This window comes from Saccharopolyspora mangrovi (assembly GCF_035320975.1).
Lineage (GTDB): Bacteria > Actinomycetota > Actinomycetes > Mycobacteriales > Pseudonocardiaceae > Saccharopolyspora > Saccharopolyspora mangrovi.
This window is the reverse complement of sequence record NZ_JAWLNX010000023.1, coordinates 74,598-97,018: the sequence shown is the minus strand read 5'-3', so window position 1 is coordinate 97,018 and position 22,421 is coordinate 74,598. Positions and strand designations below refer to the sequence as shown.

Below are 22,421 nucleotides of genomic sequence, written 5' to 3'. Positions count from 1 at the left end.
AATGCCGCACGCACTTCCCGATACTCTGCAGCGTCGTTCCGCGGCCGATGCCGGCCGCAGGGCGTACGTGTTCCTCGACGAGCACGGGCAGGAGCAGTCCGTGCTCACCTACGGCGACCTGCACGCGCGAGCGCTCGCCGTCGCCAGCCGGTTGCGCCAGCTCTGCCGGCCCGGTGACCGGGCCGTGCTGCTGTTCCCGCCCGGGCTGGACTTCATCGTCGCCTACTTCGGCTGCCTCTACGCCCAGGTGATCGCGGTACCCGTGAGCCCGCCACGCCCGAACCGGGTGCAGGAGGCCACCCGCAGCATCATCACCGACTGCCGACCGACCGCCGTGCTCACGACCGCCACCACGATGGCCGCGGCGAAACCGCTGCTCGAAGCCGTCTCTAGCGCGGCGCACTGGGTTCCGGTCGACGATCTGGCAGAGGACCCGGGCTTCGTCCCCGAACCCGCATCGCTGGACTCCACTGCGTTCCTGCAGTACACCTCGGGCTCGACCGCCGCGCCGAAGGGCGTCATGGTCTCGCACCGCAACCTCGTGGCCAATCAGGAGATGATCCAGCACGCCTTCGGTCACGACGAGCACTCGACGTTCGTCGGCTGGACACCGCTGCACCACGACCAGGGCTTGATCGGCAACGTGCTCCAACCGCTCCACCTCGGTGTGACGAGCGTGCTGATGGCGCCGGGGGCGTTCATCCGCCGGCCGCTGAACTGGCTGTCGGCCATCTCCCAGTACCGCGCGCACACCAGCGGCGGCCCCAACTTCGCCTTCGACGCCTGCATCGCGCACGCCGAGCGGGCCGGCGTCGGCGCAGACCTCGATCTGAGCAGCTGGAAGGTCGCCTTCAACGGTGCCGAGCCGCTCCGGCACGACACGCTGCGCCGGTTCGCCGAGACCTTCGCGCCGTTCGGTTTCAGCCCGTCAGCGCTGTACCCGTGCTACGGGTCGGCGGAGGCGACACTGCTGTCCACCGGCAGCCGCAAGGGCCGGGGACCGCGCACGGTCGAGGCCGATGTCGACGCACTGGGCCGGAGGAGATTCGTCGCAGCGGTTCCGGGACAGGGCCGGACCCTGGTCGGTTCTGGTCTGCTGCCGACAACCGGGGACGTCAGAATCGTCGATCCCGAGACACGCCACCCGTGCAGTGCGGACGAGATCGGCGAGATCTGGATCTCCGGGAACCACGTGGCCACCGGGTACTGGGAACGCCCCGAGCTCACCGAGCAGACGCTGCGCGCCCGCTGCGAAGGCGTGGACGAGCGCGTGTACCTGCGCACCGGTGACCTCGGCGTGGTCATCGATGATGAGCTGTACGTCGTGTGCCGGTTGAAGGACGTGATCATCATCCGGGGCCGGAACCACTACCCGCAGGACATCGAGCACACGGCGCAGTCGGCGCATCCGGCGTTGCAACCCACGAGCTGCGCCGCCTTCGCCATCGACGGGCCCGGGGGCGAGAAGCTGGTGGTCGTTCAGGAGCTCAAGCGCGACGCTACCGACGTCGACGTGGCCGAGGTGCTGGCCTCGATCAGGCGGGCGATCGTGCAGGAGCACGAGCTCTCGCCCGGTGACGTGGTGTTGGCCGCTCCTGGCCAGTTGAGCAAGACCACCAGCGGCAAGATCATGCGCGGTGCTGCGAAGGAGCGCTACCTGGAGTCGGGTTTCGAGGCCTGGCAGCCCAGCGCCGCGCTGGCCTGAGCACGCGGTGAAGCCCGGTCCGCGCGGTGCGGACCGGGCTTCATCGCTGCGCGGTCACAGGTCCAGCGTGAGTTCCGCAGAACGGGCTCGGGACACGCAGATCATCATGGTCTTGCCCGTCTCCTTCTCCTCCTCGGAAAGGATGGAGTCGCGGTGGTCGACCGAGCCTTCGATCACGCCCGTCTCGCACGTGGCGCAGGTGCCTTCACGGCAAGAAGACGGGACCTCGAGACCAGCCTTGGCGAGGACATCCAGGATGGACTGCCCGCCAGCGACCCGGACGCTGCGGCCGGTGCTGTGGATCCGCACGTCGAAGGCGCCGTCGGCGGCGGGGTCGGCGACCACCTCGCGGGGGTGGAAGCGCTCGATGCGCAGCCGCTCGGAAGGCCTGCCCCGCCAGGCGTTCTCGACCGCCGCGAGCAGCGGTTCAGGACCGCAGCAGTAGACCAGCCCGTCCTCCCCTGCCGAGCGCACGATGTCCTCGAGCGGCAGCAGACCCGTCTGGTCCTCCGGGTACAAGATGACCTCATCGCCGTAGGACTCGAGTTCGCCGCGAAAAGCCATCCTCGCGAGGTTCCGCCCACCGTAGTGCAAGGTCCAGGGGGGACCGGCGGCCTCGGCTCTGCGGATCATCGGCAGCAGCGGGGTGATCCCGATCCCGCCCGCTACGAAGACGTAGTGCTCGGCCGGCCGCAACGGGAAGTTGTTGCGTGGTGTAGAGGCTTCTAGGACGGTTCCGGCGCGGACCTGCTCGTGCAGGTAGGTGGAACCGCCGCGTCCGGTGGGCTCGCGCAGCACGCCGATCCGCCACCGCCGGCGGTCGGCGGGGTCGCCGCACAACGAGTACTGCCGGATCATCCCGCCCGGCAGGTGCACGTCGATGTGCGCGCCAGGGGTCCATTCCGGCAAGTCGGCGCCGGATTCCGGTACGAGCACGAACGACCTGGTGTCGTCGGCCTCGATCTCGGTCGCGGCCACGCGCAGCCGCACGGTCCGAGGTGAAGGGGTCGGCTGATCGTCGGGCACGGTGCGTCCTCCAAGTGTGGTCCTGCCGAGACGAACCGCCCGGCAGCCGTGGCGGGCGGTTCGTGGTCACGCAACGGGCGTGAGAGTGCCGATCAGTGCCGTGTCGTGCTCGGCCGCGCGGACCCGCGGGTGGTCCAGCAGCTCGCCGAGGAAGGCGGCCGTGGTGCTCACACCGGCTCCGTCGATCTGGGTCTCGGCCAGCGCTCGCCGCATCTTGGCCAGCGCGGCATCGCGGTCCGGGGCCCACACGATGAGCTTGGCCAACAGTGAGTCGTAGTGCGCCGGGATGCGGTAGCCGTGCTCGATGTGGGTGTCCACGCGCACGAACGGCCCGCCCGGAAGCACGCAGCTGGTCAGCGTGCCGGGTGTCGGGGCGAAGTCTCGGGCGGGATCCTCGGCGTTGAGCCGGCACTCGATCGCCACGCCCCGGTGCTGCACGTCGTCTTGGGTGTATCCCAACGGCTGCCCGGCTGCGACCCGCAGCTGTTCGCGGACGAGGTCGATGCCGGTGACCATCTCGGTCACCGGGTGCTCGACCTGCAACCGGCAGTTGACCTCCATGAAGTAGTACCGGCCGTCGCCGTCGACGAGGAACTCGAAGGTGCCCGCACCCGTGTAGTCCGCAGCGCGGGCGCCGCGCACCGCCGCGTCCCCCATCTCGGCGACGATCCCCGGATCGAGGCGCGGCGCAGGAGACTCCTCGACGAGCTTCTGGTGCCGCCGCTGCAGGGAGCAGTCCCGCGCACCCAGGTGCACGACCTGGCCACGAGCGTCGCCGAGCACCTGGATCTCCACGTGGCGGGCGCTGTCGAGGTAGCGCTCCACGTAGAGGCGCCCGTCGCGGAACACGGCCTGGGCGTTGGCGCGGGTCCGGGCGAACGCGCGGTCGAAGTCGTCCGGATCCCGGACGACGGCCATGCCGCGCCCGCCGCCTCCGGCCACGGCCTTGATGATGACCGGGTAGCCGATGTCGTCGGCGAGCTGCTTCGCCTCCTGCGCGCCGGTCAGCGCGTCGCGGCTGCCCGGCAGCAGCGGCAGCCCGGCATCGAGCATGATCGCCCGTGCGCTGGACTTGTCGCCCAGGCGTCCCATCACCTCGGCGGTCGGGCCGATGAAGGTGATGCCCTCCAGCTCGCACACCTCGGCGAAGTCGGCGTTCTCGGACAGGAACCCGTATCCGGGGTGGATCGCATCGGCTGTGCGGGCGCGGGCCGCCTCGATGAGCGCCGGAATGCTGAGATAGCTCGACTTCGCCGGCCCCGGCCCGATCTGCACGCTCTCGTCGGCGAAGCGCACGACGGCCGAGTCGCGGTCCTCCGCGGAGTGGGCGGCGACCGTGGCGATGCCGAGCTCCCGGCACGTGCGGGCGATCCGGAGCGCGATCTCACCGCGGTTGGCGATGAGCACCTTGCTGATCATCGCGGGGTTCCTCCGGGCTCGGCCGGGGCCAGCTTCATCAACGGCTGACCGTGCTCGACCGACTCGCCGTCGGCGACCAGGACCTCCAGCACGGTGCCCGCCCGGTCGGCTTCGACCGGGATCATCAGCTTCATCGCTTCGACGATCGCGATCTGCGTACCCGGCTCGACCGCGTCGCCCTCCTCGACGAACGGCTTGGCCCCGGGTTCCGGCGCGCGGTAGAACACGCCCACGGTCTCGGCGCGCAGCACGACCGCGTCGGGCTCCGCCTCAACCGGCGCGGCCGCCGGGGCGGGTTCTGCCGCGACAGTGCGGGGGTGTTCACCGGCCTGCGGCAGAGCCACGTCGGGCCAGGTCATCTCCAGTTCGACGCCGCGAGCGGACAGGCGAACCGCACCAGGTGCCCGCGCGGAGCGCTCCGACAAGGCGTGCACGTGTTGCCGGAGCACGGTGATGACCTGATCGAGATCGTCGGTCTCGTGGAGCGGGAGCGGGGTGCCGTTGACGGAAGTCGGGCTCATCGGACGTTCTCCTTCTCGTCGTCAGTGTCGGTGCTGGCGGCCTCGGCGGGCACGGGGATCTCGTCGAGAGCGCCGAACTGGCGGAACCTGGCGTGGCGGCGGGTCACGAGGTTCATCTGGTCCAGCGGCGCCAGTTCGGCGAGGCAGCCGACCAGGGCGTCGCGCAAGGCCTCGGCGGCCCGCACGTGGTCGACGTCGGCTCCGCCCTCGGGCTCGGTGACGACGCCGTCGACGACACCGAGCCGCAGCAGTTCCCGCGCGTTGACGCGCAGGGCGTTGGCCGCCTCGGGTGCGGCGGCGGGGTCCTTCCACAGGATCGACGCGCAGCCCTCGGCGCTGATGACCGAGTAGACCGCGTTGGACGACATCAGCACCCGGTCGGCGACAGCGAGCGCCAGCGCCCCGCCGCTGCCCCCTTCGCCGGTGATCACGCTGATCACCGGCACCGGCAGGCTCGCCATCAAGCGCAGGTTCTCGGCGATGGCGGAGGCTTGTGCGTTCTCCTCGGCTTCGATGCCCGGGTAGGCGCCGGCGGTGTCCACCAGGCTGATCACCGGTAGGCCGAGTTTGCCCGCCAACCGCATCACGCGTGCGGCCTTGCGGTATCCGGCCGGGTTGGGCATCCCGTAGTTGCTCGCGGCGAGTTCCTCGGCGGTGTGTCCTTTCTGGGTGCCGATGACCGCGACCGGAGTGCCTTCCAGGCGCCCGATGCCGGCCAGCAGCGCGGGGCAGTCTGCGGACATGCGGTCGCCGCGGAGCTCGGAGAAGTCCTCCAGCAGTGCGGCGATGTAGTCCGCGGTGGTCGGTCGGCCGAGCCTGCGCGCCGCACGCACGCTCTCCCACGCGTCGGTTTCCGGCAAGCGGCCCGGGTCGCGGACCAGCACGGTCGCGGGAGCGTGCCGGACCGGCGCCGCGTCGTCCGGGCGCCGGCTGGCCACCGACAGCAGCCGGGCCAACGTCGGCCGGAGTTCGTCGCGCGGCCGGATCATGTCGATCACGCCGTGGCGCTGCAGGAACTCAGCGGTTTGGAAGCTCTCGGGCAGCTGCTGGCGGATGGTCTGCTCGATCACGCGACGGCCGGCGAAGCCGAGCCGGGATCCGGGTTCGGCGATGATGACGTCGGGCAGTGTCGCGAACGAGGCCGCCACTCCGCCGAAGGTGGGGTCGGTGATCAGCGAGACCGTCAGGATCCCGGCCTCGTCGAGCTGTCCCAGGGCGGCACTGGTCTTGGCCATCTGCATCAGGGAGATCACTCCCTCCTGCATGCGTGCCCCACCGGACGCGGTCACCAGCAGCAGCGGAGTCCGCTCGTAGAGGGCGGTCTCGCAGGCACGGGTCACCGCCTCCCCCACCGCAGAGCCGAGACTGCCGCCCATGAAGCGGAAGTCCATGGCGGCCACGATCACCGGGTTGCCCTCGATGCGGCCTCGGGCGCACACGATCGCCTCGTCGAGGCCAGTGCGGGAGCGGGCCTCCCGCAGCCGTTCGGTGTAGGGCTTGGTGTCGGTGAAGCCGAGCGGATCGCTGTCCGGCAGCGAGAAGTCCAGCACCTCAACGGAATCGGCATCCAGCAGCAGGTCGATCCGCTGCGGTGCGGTCAGCGGCGAGTGCAGCCCGCACTCCGGGCACACCTGGTGGGCGCGGGTGAACCGCTTGCGGTACAGCATCTCGGAACAACCCGGGCACACCAGCCACGAGGTGTCCGCGTCCGGTGTCGGGGCGGCCAGGGACTTGGTCATCGATTCCTCCCGGTGCCGGGCTCCAGTGGTTCGGGAAGGTAGGAACACGCGCTGGCGGGCAGCCGGGCCCCCGCCCAGCGCAGCTGGGTGATGCGGCTGGTGAACGCCGCGCCGCGCATCACGTGGGTGGCCAGGTCTGCGGCGTGCCGGTTCTCCGCGGCTGCCAGGTAGGTGCCGGCGACCCAGTTGTTGAACGCGCCCATCGCGGGTCCGCACCACACCTGGTAGTCGGAGACCCGGCCCTCGTTGCCGGAGATGCTCCAACCGGAGGACAGTCCGAGGTACCAGCGGAAGATCAGGGCCATCCGGCGTTTCGGGTTGTCCTGCGCCCGGCTGATCTGTCCCGGGTCGCGCTGCTCGAAGAACGTGATGCATTCCTGCCACACGTCGTCGAGCGACCGTTGGAAGATCCGCTCCTCTAAGCTGTTGCGCTCCGCTGCTGGAATCTGCTCGATCGCCTCGTGGGCTCGGTAGGCGTCGTAGAGCCGCTTGGCCTTGGTGGCGAACATGGTTCCTCGCTTGAGGACCTGCACCTCGACGCCCATCTCGAACATGTCGGCCGAGGGCGCCATGTCGCAGTCGTTGACGCCCGCGCCGGCCAGCAGCCGCTTGGTCTGCCACGACTGCCCGGTCTCGACGGTGGCCTGGTTGATCGATCCCGTCACCACGTAGGCCGCGCCGAGGGCGAAGGCGGCGGCCGCGGCGGCCGGGGTGCCGATGCCGCCGGCCGCACCGACCCGGATCCGCTGCGGGTACCCGAGTTCGCGCTGCACCCGGTCGCGCACCGCGATGATCTCGGGCAGCAGCACCATCAGCGGACGGCGGTCGGTGTGCCCGCCGGAGTCGGCTTCGGCGGTGATGTCGTCGGCCATCGGGATCTGTCGCGCCCACTCGGCCTGCTCGTTGGTGATCGCGCCCGAGCCGAGCAGTTCCCGCACGATCGGCTCCGGTGCGGGGCGCAGAAACTTCTCGGCGACTTCGGTGCGGGAGACCTTGGCGATGACCTTGTTGCGCGCGACGACCGTTCCGTCGGCTCCGCGGGTCAAGCCCGCGAGCCGGTACCGCACGATCTGCGGTGTCAGGTCCAGGAACGCCGACGCCTCGATGGTGCGAACCTCGTGGGTGAGGCACAGGTCGATCGTCGAGCGCTCCATCGCGGGCTCGTTCGGGCTGTGGATGAGGTTGCACGCGAACGAACGCCCGCGCAGCTCGGCGCGGATGCGGGCCAGGTCGGCGTCCACACGGTTCGCGACCACGCCGGCCGCACCGTAGGAGGCGAGGAAGCCCTGCTGGGCCAGGGCGATCACCATCTCCGCCGAGGCGATGCCGTTGGCCATCGAACCCGCCATGTAGGCGTGCCCGACACCGTGCTCGGTGAGGAAATCGGTGTCGCCCAGGGCCGGTGCGGGCAGCGGTGGTACCGCGGCCAGCACCTGCGCGCCCGGCACGGCACCCTCGCCTGCTGCGATGCCGTGAGCGTCTCTGATCAGGTAGAACGGCCGATCGAGTTGCAGCAGCCGGTCGTGGACCGAGCCCGCTTCACGCGCGAGCCCGGATACCGGGGTGGTGGTCACCATGGCCGTGCTCCTTCTTCACGCAGTTCCACTGCGATGTCGGTGAGTTCGTAGATCCGCAGGCCCGGTTTCCACATGCTGGCGTCGCCGGTGACGCGGACACGGCCGGGCCCTCGGCGGACGTCCTTGATGTGCACTTCGAGGGTCGCTTGCCCGTCGGTGGGCACGAACTGACCGCGGTACTTCCAGGTGAACGGCGCACCGACGGGCAGGATGAAGCCCGGGTTCGTCATGCCTTCGCCCAGGCCCGCGTCCAGCAACCACTCCTGCATCGCGTGGATGACGGTCTCGACGCCGAGCGATCCGGGGATCACCGGGTCGCGTGGGAAGTGCCGAGCGAAGAACCAGTCGTCCGGGTCGATCCGCCGGACCGCGTGCAGGTATCCGTTGCCGTACCGGCCGCCGCCGTCGACCACGTGCAGGTCGTCGAGCAGCGCGAAGTGGTCGCGGGCGCACAGCGCGGCAGCGGGGTCGGCGCGCCGGGCGGCGACGTCGATGGTGCGCACGGCGGGTCGGGGCTGCTGCGCGTCGAGCCAGGTGGGCACGGCGCGACCTGCGTCGAGGCCCGTCTGGTTGGCCATCGCCTCCTCGCTGAAGTAGCCGAAGAGGGTCTCGCCTTCGTAGAACGGTTCGCCGTCGGCCAGCAGCGTGTAGGCGAAGCTCTGCAGCGACGCGCCGTTGTTCAGGGTGGTCGACAGCAGTTGCGAACGCTGGCGGAGGGTCTTGTCCCGCAGGTCGACCTCGCGCAGCACGGTCGCGGTGCCACCGAGGTTGCGCAGGCTCACCGGTGCCTGCGGGGCGGACAGGGTCGGTCCGAGGAAGTACCCGATGGACAGCGCCGACTGGAGCGAGGTCTCCATGTAGATCATGTTGGGCATGGAGGCATTGGCGGTGTCGGCGTAGTACCAGGAATCGGCGGGCGAGTCGTACTCGGTTTCGTAACTCGCACCGTCCAGCTCGCCCCGCCGGCCGTCCATCGACACCAACCGGTCCACCAGGGTCAGACCGCGGTCGGGAACCCGGGTGGCCCGGCGGTCGGAGTAGTGCTCGAACTCCGGGCCGAAGGCGATCCCGTGGCTGCCCCTGGCGAAGTGGGCGATGTGGAACTCGTTGATCAGCGTCTGCTCGCCGGCCGCGGAGTACCGTCCGAGGAACGCCGGGACGGTGCCGCCGCGGTCCGGCCCGATCGGCACACCGGGTTTTTCCACCAGTGCCAGGCACAGACCGGTGATCCGTGCCGCGATCTCGTCACCGGCGCGGAATTCCACATCGGCGCGGACGTGCGGCCGAGGTACGAGGTCGACGCCAGTGACGTCGAGCCGGACCTCGGTGGCGTGTAGCCCGGTGGTGATCTCGGCTTCGCTGCGCGCGGGTTCACCGCTGCCATCGCCGGGTGAGAAGACCGCGTCGGCGAGGCACAGGTGCAGCCCCAGGTAGAGCGCGAAGATCTCGGCGGCCTGCTCGCCTGCCGCGAGCAGCTGCTCGGGTGTGCCGTCCAGTCGTGCGACCGAGGCGACGAGAGCGCCGTGTCCGCTGCTGCCGCCGCGCAGCCCGATCCCGCCGACCTCGTCGAGCAGCAGGGCCGTTCCCGCGGCGAGCTTGACCGACGGGTTGCAGCCGGGTTGGAGGTAGCCGGGGCCGAAGACTCCGGAGATGTCCCCGTCGGCCAGCCGGGCGAGGTCGTCGCGGTCGAGCGTGGTCCGTTCGGTGCGCGCCAGCGGTTTGAAGCGGGCCTCGGTGGTCACCGGTGGTGGTGTCTGCGCTGTTGGCGGAGCCGTGGACGGCGTGATGCGGCCGTTGACGATCTCGTAGTAGCCGGAAGCGGCTGCGGAGACTGTGGGCGCCGCGATGTCGACGCCCCAGCGGCTGAGCGTGCGCGCCTGCATCAGCACCTGTGCGTGCAGCGCGTTGCGGTGCGCGTCGGCGACCGCGCGTCGCATCTCCCGGGCGACGGCGCCGATGTTGTCGGCGCCGCCGTTGCCCCCGGTCTGCGATGCCGCCGGAGCCGGTGGTTCCCCGGCAGGTGGGGCGGCGAAGGGGTCGAAGGGCTCGCCGTCGAAGCCCAGCCCCTCCAGGTCGTTGGTCACTGCTTCTCCTCCGGATGTCCCAGTTCGCTTCGGCGTGGTGGGAGTGCTCATGCGCCGGACCACCGCCGGGTTCCCTCGCGGAACTTCTCCGACATCCCCGGTGCCGCCACCATCTCGATGTCGTGCCACCGCTGGAGCACGGTTCCGCGCCGGTCGCAGGCCGTAGCGGTGACGGTGATCGCAGTAGAGGCCTGCCGCACGTGGTCGACGATCAGCACGAACGGCTCATCACCGGGAAGCGCTGCGAAGTGCTCCGCGCGTCCGAAGCCCAATGGCAGGCTGGCCTGGCCGAGCAGCCGGTTGCCGTGCACCGACGGACCTTGCAGCAGCAGGTCGGCCAGCACCGGGCTGTGCAGTTCGCCCCGGTAGGCGCCGGAGCCGACCGGAGTGTCGGCGAGCCGGCATTCGAGCACCAGCCGGTCGTCGGAGTGGTGCAGCACCCGCCGCAGTCCCTGCAGCGGCGGACCGTGGAACAGCACGGCGTCGCGGTAGATGTCCAGCCCGTTCTCGGGCCCTTCGCCCAGCGGGTACGAGCCGGTGACCGCCGGAGCACCCGCTGAGGACGTCGAGAGCACGAGCGTCGCCGCGTAGTGCAGGACGGGCAGTCCCTGGCCGGTGTCGGTGCGCACCGACACCTTCACCGTCGCGTCCCCGGCGGGCTCCACGGTGACGTGCTGCCCGCCACCCAGCTCACCATCGAACAGGATTCCCTTGTACACCTGGAAGTCACGCGCCTCGACGACTCGCCGGCCCGGATTGGCGCGCTCGACGACGTGGATCATCCAGCCGAGCCCGAAGGTCGCCGGCAGCACCGCGTGCTCGCCCACGACGTGGGCTCCGATCACCGGGTCATCGGCCAGTGGCGCGATGTCGCGGTGCGCGGTGAACGCGGCCGCCAGGGCCTCGTCGCCCGCGGTGAGGGACTTGTCCTCGCCGACCAGGACGCACACCTCATCGACTCGGTCGCTGCCGAACTGCTCGACGAACGCCTGCGCGCCGACCTCGGGTTCCAGCAGCCGCACGCCACGCGCGTGGAACACCTCGCGCAGTTGCGGCGTGACCATGCCGCCGTCCCACGCGCCCCAGTCGATCGCCGTGACGTGGCAGTCGGGACGGCGCCGTTTCCAGCTCGCCGCGAGCCGGCACAGCGCCTCGTTGGCGGCCGCGTAGTCGGCTTGGCCGGCGTTGCCGAGCAAGCCCGCGACCGAGGTGAACAGCACGAGGTGCCGCAGCGCGTCGGCATCGGTGGCGTCGAGGATGGCCCGCAGGCCGGTGAGCTTGGTCCGGAACACGCGATGGATCTCGTCGCCGGTCTTGTCGGTCAGGTGCGCGTCGGCCAGCACTCCGGCGCCGTGGACGACGCCGGTGATGCGGTCGCGCAGCGGTGCGAGCGCGGCGGCCACGGCGTCGTGGTCGGTGACGTCGACAGCGATGTAGCGTGCCTGCGCACCGGCCTGCCGCACCGCGTCGACGGTCGCACGGATCTCCCGCTGCGCGATCTGCTCGCGCGAGCGCCGCTCGACCTCCCGGGGTGTCGGACGTTCGCCGCAGGCCTTGATCTCCTCGATCGCCGCCGCCTTGAGGCCGTCGTCGGGGACTCCTTGGGCCCAGGACGGCTCGTCGGTGAGTTCGGTGCGGCCGAGCAGGACGAACTCGGCCTGCGTGTGCTGCGCCAGCGCGCGGACGCACAGGGCGGTGACTCCCCTGGCGCCGCCGGTGACCACCAGCACGTCGTCGGCATCGAGCGCGACGTCCGGGGTGCCGGACCCGATGGCGTCGGTGTGCGCGATGGCGTGCCGGTACGTGCCGGGTACGACGGTCCAGCGGAGGCCGTCGCCGCCGATGCCGACCTCGGTGGTGTCGGTGGCCGCGTCGGCGATCTCGCCGAGCAGCACCGCGACGAACTCGTCGCGGTCCACGCCCGGGTCGACGTCCAGCGCCCGGCAGAAGACTCCGGGAGCCTCGCGGGCGAGCGTCTTGACCACACCGCCCACACCACCGGCCAGGGCCTCCTCGGCGGGACGCCCGCCGCGCAGTCCCAGCCCACCGTCGAGCCGGGTGACCGTGACGAAGCCGGCCCGTGAACCCGCCGCCGCGGTCTTGGTCAGCGAGGCGAGTGCGTGCTTGGCGACCAGGATCGTCTCGGCCACCTGCCGCACGCTCGCATCCCAGGTCTGCCCGTCGAGCAGGTTCACGCACAGGTCCACGCGGCCCTGGAGGTGGTGCGCCAGCACCTCTTCCAGTTCCGCGGTGTTCCCGTCGAAGGCGTCCGGCGACCCGCTGGGCTGCACGCGGCGCACGTTCCAACCGCGTGCTCGGAGGCCGCTGACGAGCGCCTCGGCGTCATCGCCACCTCGGTCGGCGACCACGGCCACCGGCTCGGTGGCGTAGGCGTCGCCGAGCAGGTCACGTTCGGGCAGTGCGACCAGTTCGACCGTGTGCCGAGGGGTGGGGCCGAGCCCGGCGGGCGCGGTCCCGTCGCTCAGCGGGCCTGGGCTTTTGGGTCCGCATCACCGGCGGCCGGCACCAGGAACTCGGTGATCTGATCGAGCGTGCGCAGCTCACCCAGCTGCTCAGGACCCACCGCGGGCAACTCCGGGAACCGCTCCTGCAGGACACCGAGGATCTGCACCCGCTTGATCGAGTCCACACCCAGATCCGACTCCAGATCCATCCCCGGGTCGACCATCTCCACCGGATATCCCGTCTTGTCCGCCACCACCTCCAGCAGCGCCGCACGCACCGACACCGAGTCCGCGCCAGCCGAAACCGGGTCCGGTGTGGCGCTGGTGCTCGTGCCGTCGGCCACCAGGAATTCGGTGATCTGATCCAGTGTCCGCAGCTCACCCAGCTGCTCAGGACCCACCGCGGGCAACTCCGGGAACCGCTCCTGCAGGACACCGAGGATCTGCACCCGCTTGATCGAGTCCACACCCAGATCCGACTCCAGATCCATCCCCGGGTCGACCATCTCCACCGGATATCCCGTCTTGTCCGCCACCACCTCCAGCAGCGCCGCACGCACCGACACCGCATCCACACCAGCCGAAACCGGTGCAGCGGGTTCGGAGGATGGTGCCGGCTTCACCTCGGGAGGTTCGGGCGCGGCCGGGAGGCTCTCCGGTTCGGCGCGGGTGGTCAGCGCCTGCTGCGGCGCTGCGGGTCGCACCGTCGTGGCTTCGGCAACCACGGTCTGCCGGGGCTGGGAGGAGCGCTGCCCGCCCAGGTCGAGGGCGGTGAGTTCGGCGAGCACCTCGTTGGCGCGGGCGTGCGCCTGTGAGATCGCGATGCTCTGGTTCTTCACGCTCTCCACGACCTCCGGTAGCCGCGAATCCGGGCGATCCCACTGCCCGTGGTCGCGCATCAGCCCGGTCAGCGCCTCGGCCACCTGCAGCTGGCCGTCCAGGTACTGGCTGTGCAGCGCGACGTGCTGGTGCACGGCGTCATCGGGGTCCGACGGCCGGGGGCCAGCAGGCACCTCGTCGGCGGGCTGGGTGGTGTGCGGGTCGTTCATCTGCTCCCTCTCCTGCACCGGTTCGTCGACCGTGGCCGCCGACCGGACGTGATCTGCGACGTGCGTGGGGGTGTGGGTGTTCGCGGAGACCTCGAAGCCGTCGGCCAGACCTGCCTCGTAGGCCTCGCGGCGCGTGCTCGGGACGTGTTCGGCCGCGGAGATCGGCACGGTCATTCCCGTGGGCGTGACCGCGTCGAAGTCGGCGGCGAGGTGGGCGTTGATGCCGGTCATCGGCACGCCCAGCACGGCCAGGCGCACCGCGGCCTGCTTGAGCGCGACATCGCTGTCGCCCAGCGGTCCCGCGTCGGTCGGGATCGCGACGACCGGCTCGTCGGCGAGGATGCGCTGCACCAGCCGGGTCAGCACCTGCTTCGGGCCGAACTCGACGAACACCGTGCACCCGTCGTCGTGCATGGCCCGCACGGCGTCGGCGAACTCGACCGGTTCGAGCAGCTGGCCCACCAGGGTCTGGGCGTTGGCGGCAGGGTCGGCGCCGTACTTCCCACCTGGGCTGTTGGCGTAGACGGCGGAGCTGCTCTCGCCGATGTGCACCGATGCCACGGCAGGCCGGAACCGCTCCACGGCGTGCGCGACGTGCGAGGTGTGGAAAGCCGCCGACACCGACAGCAGCCGGGCGGGCATGTCGTTCTTGGAGGCCGCGACGACGAACGCCTCCACGTCGGCCGTGGGGCCGCCGACGACGACCTGGTCCGGGGCGTTGTGGTTGCACACCACGACGTCCGGGAAATCCGCCAGCACCTCGGTGACCTGGTCCCGGTCGGCCTGGATCGCCGCCATCGCCCCGTGGTCGGCGTTCTGGCGGTCCGCGGGTGGGGACATCGCCTCACCGCGCGCTCGTGCCAGCCGGAAGAAGTCCGCGTCGTGGATCGCACCGGAGGCCCACAGCGCGGTCAGCTCACCGAAGCTGTGGCCGAGGAAGCCGGCGCACTCCAGGCCCAGCGAGGACAGGTACCGGTACTGGCCGGCCGACAGCGCTCCGATCGCCGGCTGGGCGTAGCGGGTCTTGAGCAGGGTTGCCTCCTGCTCCTGGCGGAGCTCGGCGTCCAGCAGAGTCGGTGGGTAGACCACCTGCGCGAGACGGGTTTCAGCCCCGTCGAACGCGGAGTTCGCCGCGTCGAACGCCGCACCCACCACCGGGTTGTTCAGCGCGGCCTCCAGCCCCATGTCGAGGTACTGGCTGCCCTGGCCGGCGAACAGCGCCCCGACCTTGAGGTTGGGACGAGCCTGGGCGCGGTAGAACACTCCTCGCGGGTGCGTCCACTCCTCAGCGTCGAGCGCTCCCGCGAGCTGCTCGGCGGCCAGTTCCCGCAGTTCCCGGGCGGTGTGGTCGTCTGCGGCGGCGAAACCGAGTCGGGCGTGGGTGTCAGGGATCTGCGCGTCCTCCGTCGGCGCGGCGCCCGATCGGAGCAGTTCCAGCAGCTGCTGCGGGGTTTCGGCGTGCCAGAGGTGGCCGCGCGCGGCGCGGTGCAGCGTTTCGGTCTCGGTGCGCTCCTGGCCGTGCTCCTCCAGCACGAAGTGGAAGTTCGTGCCGCCGAAGCCCATCGCCGAGGCGGCGGCCCGACGCACCGGGCGGTGCGGATCGCGGATCCACGGGCGGGTCTTGACGTTGACGTAGAACGGGGCGTCGGAGAAGTCGACGGAGCTGTTGGTGTTGTCGACGTTGATGGTGGGCGGCAGCGTCTTGTTGTACAGGCTCATCGCGAGCTTCATCAGGCTCGCCGTGCCCGCGGCGCCCTTGGTGTGACCGATCTGGGACTTCACGCTGCCCAGCGCGGCGAAGTGCTGCTCGTCCGAGCACTCGCGCAGCAGGCCGCCCAGCGCGGACAGCTCGGTCCGGTCGCCGACCGGCGTGCCGGTGGCGTGCGCCTCGAACAGCTCGACCGACTCGGGTGGGCAGTCAGCGTCGGCGTAGGCGCGGTCCAGCGCGACCCGCTGTCCTTTCGCGAGCGGGGCGTAGATGCTGTTGGACCGTCCGTCGCTGGAGGAGCCGAGACCGCGGATGACCGCGTAGATCCGGTTGCCGTCCCGCTGCGCGTCGGCGAGGCGGCGCAGAGCGAGCATGCCCACTCCCTCACCGAGCAACGTGCCGTCGGCGGCGTCGGAGAAGGGGCTGATCGTGCTGGTGCGCGAGAGCGCCTGGGTCTTGCTGAAGCACATGAACCCGAAGATGGAGTTCTCGGTGTCGACCCCGCCGGTGATCATCATGTCCGCGCGGCCGTCCACCAGCTCGGCGATGGCCACCCGGACCGCCGACAGAGACGCGGCGCAGGCGGCGTCGACGGTGGAGTTCATACCGCCCAGGCCCAGCCGGTTGGCGACCCGGCCCGCGACGACGTTGGCGAGCAGCCCGGGAAAGGTGCTCTCCTCCCACGGGGTGAACGCCTGGGTGTACTTCGCGGCGATCTTCTCGGCGTCCTCGGTGGTCAGCCCGCAGCTGCGCACGACCTCCTTGAGCACCGGGGTGGACAGGCGGGCGGCCAGCGGGTGCGTCAGCGGCACCGGCCCGGTGGTGCCCAGCACGCAGCCAGTGGTGGCCGCGTCGTACCAGTCCGAGCCCACGGCCGAGGCGTCGCGGAGCACGTCGCGCGCGACGCCGAGGCTCAGCAGCTGCATCGTGCTGGTGAGCTCGAGCTGGTTGGGCGGCAGGCCCCACTCCAGCGGACTGAAGTCCACGTCGGGCACGAATCCACCGCGATGCGAGTAGGTCTTGTCCGGCACCGCCGGGTCAGGGTCGTAGTAGTCCTCGAGACGCCAGCGCGATGCCGGCACCTCTTCGGTGCAGTCGGTGCCGTCGACGATGTTCTGCCAGAACTCGCGGTGGTTGCGCGCCATCGGGAACAACCCCGCCATGCCCACAATCGCGATGGGATTGTTCGCCAGTCGCCGGTCCATCAGGTCTGTACGCTCGCTCACGTCTTCCTCTCAAGGTCCTTCTCGTGCGCACGGCCGGAAACGAAGACACGCACCGCCGTGGGTGAAGTGGTCGATCGCCGCCGGGACTGCGTCGGCTCGTCGGCTCGTCTGCGCAGGCGTCACCCGGCGACGAGCTGTGCCGGCGGCACCAGACCCATCGCACCGGTGACGAACGGGGTCAGCTGGTCGGCGAAGAGCCGGTGGCCGAGGACGCTGGGGTGCAGTCCGTCCTCGGCCCACATGCGCGGATGCGACCACTCGCCGATCGCGGTGACGTCCAGGCACAGCGCGCCGGTGGCCGCCGTGACCTCGCGCAGCACCGCGTTGGCCTCGCCGAAGCGCTGCCGGAGCAGGTCTCGGAAGGACTCCGGGACCGCCAAGTTCTTCGGGATGTCCGGGTAGGCGGCGGTGAACACCGTGGTGTCCACACCGCGAAGGCTGGAGTAGATCGTGGTCAGGTTGCGGCGGAACCGCTCGGGGTCGTAGTCGCTGACGAGGTCGTTGACGCCGACGATCACACCGATCACCGGGGGTTTGTTGGCCAGCACGGGCGCGAGCTGGTGGTCGACGACGTGCTGGGTCGTCGCCTGGTAGGTCCCGAGGTTGAGCACGCCCTGGCTCGGGATTCCCAGTCTCTCGGCGAGCCGGGGAACCCAGCCGTGGAACGGGCCGTCGAGCCCGGGGTCGCCGCGGCCTTCCACGAAGCTGTCGCCCAGCGCTGCGAATCGGATCACCGGCATGTGAGGTTCCTTCGTTCTCGCGGCCGCGGGAAACGGCGTCTCCAAGAGGGGTCAGCTGGGTGAGAGAAGTCGCTTGTCGGCCGGGAAGTCCACCTCGTCGTAGAGCTTCTCGAGCTGGTCGGGGGCGAAGAACTCATCGCCGTGGATCCCGCCGCCGAGCATGGTGAAAAAGCGGCTCTTGAAGTGCTCGCTGCGGCTGGTCGCGCGGAACACCGAATCGAAGAACGGGGTGAGCTCGAGCTCGGAGATGCTGGTGGTCAGCGCGTAGGATCCCCGGCTGTCCTCGTCGCGGTGCGCGACGTACTCGGCGACAGCGTCGTCGATCGGCCGTTCCCCGGCGAGGCCCTGGTGCAGCTTGTCGGCCAGCACTTCGGTGTACTTCAGGGCGTCGGTGATGCCCAGGCCGGTGAAGGGGTCCTTGTGGTAGCCGGCGTCGCCGACCAGCGCCCAGCCGGGCCCGTTCGACCGGCGGCGGTAGTTGTCGGGGTAGAGCATCGGGCGCAGCTGCTCATCGCGCTTTCCGTTGTCCCGCAGGTCCTGACCGAGTTCGGGAACGATCTCGTCGTAGATCGCGTGGAAGTTTTCCTCGGCGTTGGCGCGGAATTCGCGGAAGCGGTCCTTGCGACGCATGACCGCGCACAGCATCTGGCCGTCGTGCGTGGGCCAGGCGCCGATCTGCTGGTGGTTGAAGTCGGTCTGGTGGTGGAATTCCCACTCGATACCGCTGAAGTAGCTGTAGTACACGAAGCAGGCGGCGGGAACGACGTCGTAGAAGTCGGCTTTCACGAGTTCTGCGACGGTGGAGTTGCGGCCGTCGGCACCGACGACGAACCGGCTCCGGAATTCCTTCTGCTGTTCTTCACCGACGACCTTGCCGCGCACTCCGGTGACCCGGCCGTTGTCGTCGTGAATGAGTTCTTCGACGGCGAAGCCCTCGATGACCTCGGCCCCGGCCTCACGGGCGCCGTCGACGAGGATCGCGTCCAGCACCGTGCGGCGCGGGGCGTAGACCTCGGTGAGCCCGTCGATGGGGTCGGCGAAACCGCTGAGTTCGATCCCGGTGTAGGCGAAGTTCATCCGGCGGATCGGCGGTACGCCGGTGGCGATCAGCCGGTCGAGCAGGCCCCAGGACTTCAGGCGGGACAGTCCGGCCTGCTGGATGAAGTGCGTTGAAATCGTGTCACTGGGAAAGGTTGACCTGTCCACGACCAGCACTCGATGTCCCTGTCTGGCCAGCAGCATCGCCAGTGGAGATCCGGCGCAGCGGGCGCCGACAACGATCACGTCGTACATGTGGAAAACTCCCGTCATCACCGGGCAAGACCATCCGCGGGCCACGTGCCACTGCACACGAATACTCTTGCCTGGAGTCGAATTCGGTCAACATCCAACGTCTCAGCGCATCGAGCGATAGGCCGATGCAATCAGCGCTGTCGATATGCTCCGATGGTCGGCAGACGATTTCGGGAAGAGTTGATTCCTCGTTAACCTGCCGAACGCACCGATTTCGGAGCTCCTGGAATTGAACAACCGGAAATGAAAGGGTGGAGCACCCCACCGCTACTTGCTGTACATCGACTCGATCACCTCGGCGTGATCACACTCGATGGCCGTGCGGCGCAGTTTCATCGATGGCGTCAGGTGACCTGCGTCGAGCGAGAAGTCGGTCTCCAGCACGCGGAACTCGCGGATCGACTCGGCCCGGGAGACCAGCGCGTTCGCTTCGTCCACAGCAGACCCGAGCTCCGCCGTCAGACCCGGATCTTCGGTCCAGCCGGGAGTCTGCAGGTCGAGACCGTTGTCGGCGGCCCACTTTCCGGCTGCCACCGGGTCCAACGTGATCAGAGCACTGACGAACGGGCGATCGTTTCCGACCACCAGGCAGTTGCTCACCAGCGGGTGCAGTCGGACCCGGTCCTCCAGCTGCGTCGGCGAGATGTTCTTGCCGCTGCTTGTCACCAGGATCTCCTTGCGGCGGCCGGTGATGTAGAGGTAGCCGTCCTCGTCGAGGCGACCGAGGTCACCGGTCCGCAACCAGCCGGTGTCCACGTCGTGGACCGCCAGCGGATCACCACCCGTGACACCCGGCCAGTAGCCCGGCGTCACGTTCAGGCCGCGAACGAGGACTTCCTCGTCCTCGGACAGCGCGACGGTGACACCCGGGACGGGGCGGCCCGAGCTGTTGATCCGGTTGTCCTCCACCGGGTTGATCGTGACCGCGGTCGCCGCCTCGGTCAGCCCGTAGGCGCCCAGGACGTTGACGCCGATCCCCCGGAAGAACAGCGCCGTCGTCTCGTCCAGCGATGCACCACCGGAGATCACGTGCGTCCACCGCCCGCCGAGGCCCTCACGCAACGTCGCGAACACGGTAGCGTTGAGCCTGTCGCACTCCGCGCGGATTTCGGCGGGGATCGGTTGGCCGTGGAAATGGGCCCGGCCGGCCTCGATCGCGATGCTTTCGACGGCGGGATCGACACCCATCTTCCGGGCTGCCTTGCGGATCTTCTCCAGCGCGTAGGGGACCAGCCCCATCAGGCTGGGGCGGAACGAGCTCAACGCGCCGAGCAACGCGGGGAAACCGGGAAGCAGCGCGGTCCGCGTTCCGGCGTAGAGGCAGGCTCCGAGGATGGTGCGGCCGAAGATGTGCGACAGGGGAAGCACCAGCAGCGTCGAGGCCTGTTCTCCCCCACTGGTCCGCCACGTCTGCCCGAGGTGTTCGACGCTGGCCGCGGAGGCCGCGAACATGTTGCGGTGGGTCAGCATGCATCCCTTGGGCACGCCGGTGGTGCCGCTGGTGTAGACGATCGTCGCCAGGTGGTCGGCCCGCACCTGCGCCCGTCGTTCGTCGAGGACGGCGTCGGACACCTCATCCGCGCGCCAGTCAGCCAGGTCCGCGAACTCCCACACGCGCCAAGCGTCGCCGCCGATGCGCACGAGCTCCTGGCGCTGGTCGGCGGACTCGGCGAAGCACCAAGCGGCCCCGGAGTCGGTAGCGATGTGCCGGACCTGCTCCTCCGAGGCGGTGGGATAGATCGGAACGGTGATCGCGCCGATGCTCAGCACGGCGAAATCGGCCAGCGCCCACTCGTAGCAGGTGTTTCCCAGCACTGCGACGCGGTCGCCGCGGCGCACTCCGGCCTCGATGAGGCCCCGCCCCACGCGACGCACGTCCTGGGCGAATTCTGCGCAGGTGATGTCCTGCCACCCGTCCTCGGCCTGCCTGCTGAGCAGGGGCCGGTCCGGCGTGCGCCGGGATCCTTCATCCACGACATGCGCGAGGCCTTGATCGTCCGGCAGTCTCAGGCCCTCGCCACCGCTGCTTTCCCGCACCACTGATCACCTTCACCGTCGATTGAGGACACAACACCGGTGCCGGGGACGCGCTGCGGAGCATGGTGGTTCGCGTTCACGGCCGCCGGGGTGGTTCGCTTCGGACTCGGCGTGGAGGCGCAAGGAAGGCGTCCGTTCGCGCACGCGGACACCTGTTCGAGGTCGTGGTCGCGCGGCGGTCTTCCCTGCGAGGGACACGCCGTCGTGCCGACCTGCCGTCAATCTTGGTTCGCGCGCGGTGGCGGGGCAATGCGGCTCTGGCTAACGCGCGGTTGCGATGTCCTATTGCCGCAACGACGAAGGGGCGCACAGGGATTGACTCCCGGTGCGCCCCTGTCGTGCGGTGTGGTCAGGCTGCGTCTGCGATCCACTCCCTGACCTCGGCGGCCACTGCCGGGCTGTCCTTGATCCACCCGAAGTGGTCCAGGTTCTCCACGACACCGGACTCGGCATCCCAGTGCCGTCGGGTCAGCTTGGCCCGGGGAATGCGGGTGCACAGGTAGTCGACGTTGGACTTCGGGCCGAGCTCGTCGTCATCCAGGGAGATGGCCATCACCGGCATGGTCAGCTCGCGCAGCAGCGGCGCGTAGTTCCGCTCGGAACCGCTGAGACGGTAGCGGCCGGTCAGGTTCTGATAGCACCAGTCGGTCATCACGCGGCCCGCAACGGGAGTGGGCACGAAGAGCCCGCCCGGCCAGCGCCCCCGCAGCTTCGACACCGACCCGATGTAGCGACCGCCGGCCAGCACGCTCAGCCGACGCTCGGGCGGGAACGCCCGCCAGTACACGCTTCCGGTGGCGAACAGGCACAGCCCGGCGATCCGGGTCGGGTCGGCGCAGGCGTGCAGCAACGCGGTCTGGCCGCCGAGGCTGTGTCCGAACACGTGCAGCGGGGCCTCGGGGAAGCGTTTGGCCACGGCTTCGGTGATCGCGGGCAGGTCGGTCTCCACGATCTCGCGGTAACCGAAGTTGCGGCTGTCCTCGAGCGACGGTGTGCTCTCGCCCTGCGCTCGCAGATCGGCTGTGGCCACCGACAGTCCCTCGTCGTGCAGCGCTTTGACCAGCGGGTAGTAGAACTTCGCCTTCATCGCCATCGCGGGCAGGACCAGCACGACCGGGGCGCTCGGGTCGTCCTGCGGCTTGATGCGCACGACGAAGCGGACGTGGTCGGGAGTCGTCACCTCGACGGCTTCCAGCGCCTGAAATCCGGTCGACGCCGGCTTGTCTTCGGGCATGGGGGCTCCTTGGTGCGGTGCTGGGGGTTCGCGTCAGTCCGCGGCGACGTTGCAGACGCAGTCGAAGGAGAACTTGGCGACGAGAACGTCGTTGTCGTCGTAGCACAAGGCCTTGGTGTCGAGGTCGAACTTCTCGTCGCTGCTGCGGGACAGCACCTCGGAGACGGTCCGCTCGTCGACCGTGGCGATGGCGCGGATCCGCCCGAAGGCCGGCTTGAGGAACGTGCACCTCGATTCGCGAACCACGAACCGGGTCACCGAGGCCAGTCGCGGGGCCATCGCTCCCACGAACGCCGAGCCGTTGGCGATGTCAGCCGCCAGGAACAACGCGCCCGCGTGCACGCTGCCCATGTGGTTGTTCATGGCGTCTTCCGCGGGAATCTCGGCGACGGCGCGCTCCGGGCCGACCTCGGTGATCTGGACGCCGACGTGGACGCTGAAGGGCACCATGGAGTTGGTGACCTCGCGCAACTTCTCGAAATCCGGGGTTCCCGCGCCGTGCTCCGCCAGGGGCCCGAACAGGCTCGGTGCTTGCTGTGACATGTCGACCATCCCTACGAGTGCGTCGTGTTCCGTTGCTGGGAAAGCGTTTCTGCGG

14 protein-coding genes are annotated in these 22,421 nt (G+C 69.8%); 1 reads left to right on the top strand and 13 read right to left on the bottom strand.

What is annotated here, in order from left to right:
• Position 1 precedes the first annotated feature (1 nt).
• Positions 2–1,705, top strand: coding sequence for a fatty acyl-AMP ligase (locus R4I43_RS26660; protein WP_324268461.1), 1,704 nt, complete (start codon positions 2–4; stop codon positions 1,703–1,705).
• A gap of 54 nt (positions 1,706–1,759) precedes the next feature.
• Here R4I43_RS26660 and R4I43_RS26655 read toward each other — a convergent pair whose 3' ends face one another.
• From R4I43_RS26655 to R4I43_RS26595, 13 genes are all read right to left on the bottom strand, one after another.
• Entirely contained in the window at positions 1,760–2,731 is a 972-nt protein-coding gene (locus tag R4I43_RS26655; RefSeq protein WP_324268460.1) for a PDR/VanB family oxidoreductase, read from the bottom strand.
• Positions 2,732–2,797: 66 nt separating this feature from the next.
• Positions 2,798–4,150, bottom strand: coding sequence for an acetyl-CoA carboxylase biotin carboxylase subunit (locus R4I43_RS26650; RefSeq protein ID WP_324268459.1), 1,353 nt, complete (start codon positions 4,148–4,150; stop codon positions 2,798–2,800).
• Positions 4,147–4,671 (bottom strand): acetyl-CoA carboxylase biotin carboxyl carrier protein, encoded by a 525-nt coding sequence (locus R4I43_RS26645; protein ID WP_324268458.1) that lies wholly within the window; start codon positions 4,669–4,671, stop codon positions 4,147–4,149. Before R4I43_RS26645 ends, R4I43_RS26650 begins: the two co-directional genes overlap by 4 nt.
• Complete coding sequence (accD, locus tag R4I43_RS26640; RefSeq protein WP_324268457.1) at positions 4,668–6,410, bottom strand: acetyl-CoA carboxylase, carboxyltransferase subunit beta; 1,743 nt, start codon at positions 6,408–6,410, stop codon at positions 4,668–4,670. Before accD ends, R4I43_RS26645 begins: the two co-directional genes overlap by 4 nt.
• Entirely contained in the window at positions 6,407–7,987 is a 1,581-nt protein-coding gene (locus tag R4I43_RS26635) for a PfaD family polyunsaturated fatty acid/polyketide biosynthesis protein (RefSeq protein ID WP_324268456.1), read from the bottom strand. The genes accD and R4I43_RS26635 overlap by 4 nt, the downstream gene beginning before the upstream one ends.
• Positions 7,981–10,071, bottom strand: coding sequence for a hotdog family protein (locus R4I43_RS26630; protein WP_324268455.1), 2,091 nt, complete (start codon positions 10,069–10,071; stop codon positions 7,981–7,983). Before R4I43_RS26630 ends, R4I43_RS26635 begins: the two co-directional genes overlap by 7 nt.
• Positions 10,072–10,118: 47 nt before the next feature.
• Entirely contained in the window at positions 10,119–12,446 is a 2,328-nt protein-coding gene (locus R4I43_RS26625) for an SDR family NAD(P)-dependent oxidoreductase (protein WP_324268454.1), read from the bottom strand.
• Between the two features lie 107 nt (positions 12,447–12,553).
• Positions 12,554–16,519, bottom strand: coding sequence for a beta-ketoacyl synthase N-terminal-like domain-containing protein (locus tag R4I43_RS26620; protein WP_324268453.1), 3,966 nt, complete (start codon positions 16,517–16,519; stop codon positions 12,554–12,556).
• A gap of 119 nt (positions 16,520–16,638) precedes the next feature.
• A complete protein-coding gene (locus R4I43_RS26615) occupies positions 16,639–17,259 on the bottom strand; it encodes an SGNH/GDSL hydrolase family protein (RefSeq protein WP_324268452.1) in 621 nt (206 codons plus the stop codon).
• A gap of 51 nt (positions 17,260–17,310) precedes the next feature.
• On the bottom strand, positions 17,311–18,552 hold the full coding sequence (locus tag R4I43_RS26610) for an NAD(P)/FAD-dependent oxidoreductase (RefSeq protein ID WP_324268451.1): 1,242 nt from the start codon (positions 18,550–18,552) through the stop codon (positions 17,311–17,313).
• Between the two features lie 267 nt (positions 18,553–18,819).
• Positions 18,820–20,589, bottom strand: coding sequence for an AMP-dependent synthetase/ligase (locus R4I43_RS26605; RefSeq protein WP_324268450.1), 1,770 nt, complete (start codon positions 20,587–20,589; stop codon positions 18,820–18,822).
• Positions 20,590–20,938: 349 nt separating this feature from the next.
• Complete coding sequence (locus R4I43_RS26600; RefSeq protein WP_324268449.1) at positions 20,939–21,823, bottom strand: alpha/beta hydrolase family protein; 885 nt, start codon at positions 21,821–21,823, stop codon at positions 20,939–20,941.
• A gap of 33 nt (positions 21,824–21,856) precedes the next feature.
• A complete protein-coding gene (locus R4I43_RS26595) occupies positions 21,857–22,366 on the bottom strand; it encodes a PaaI family thioesterase (protein ID WP_324268448.1) in 510 nt (169 codons plus the stop codon).
• Positions 22,367–22,421 lie beyond the last annotated feature (55 nt).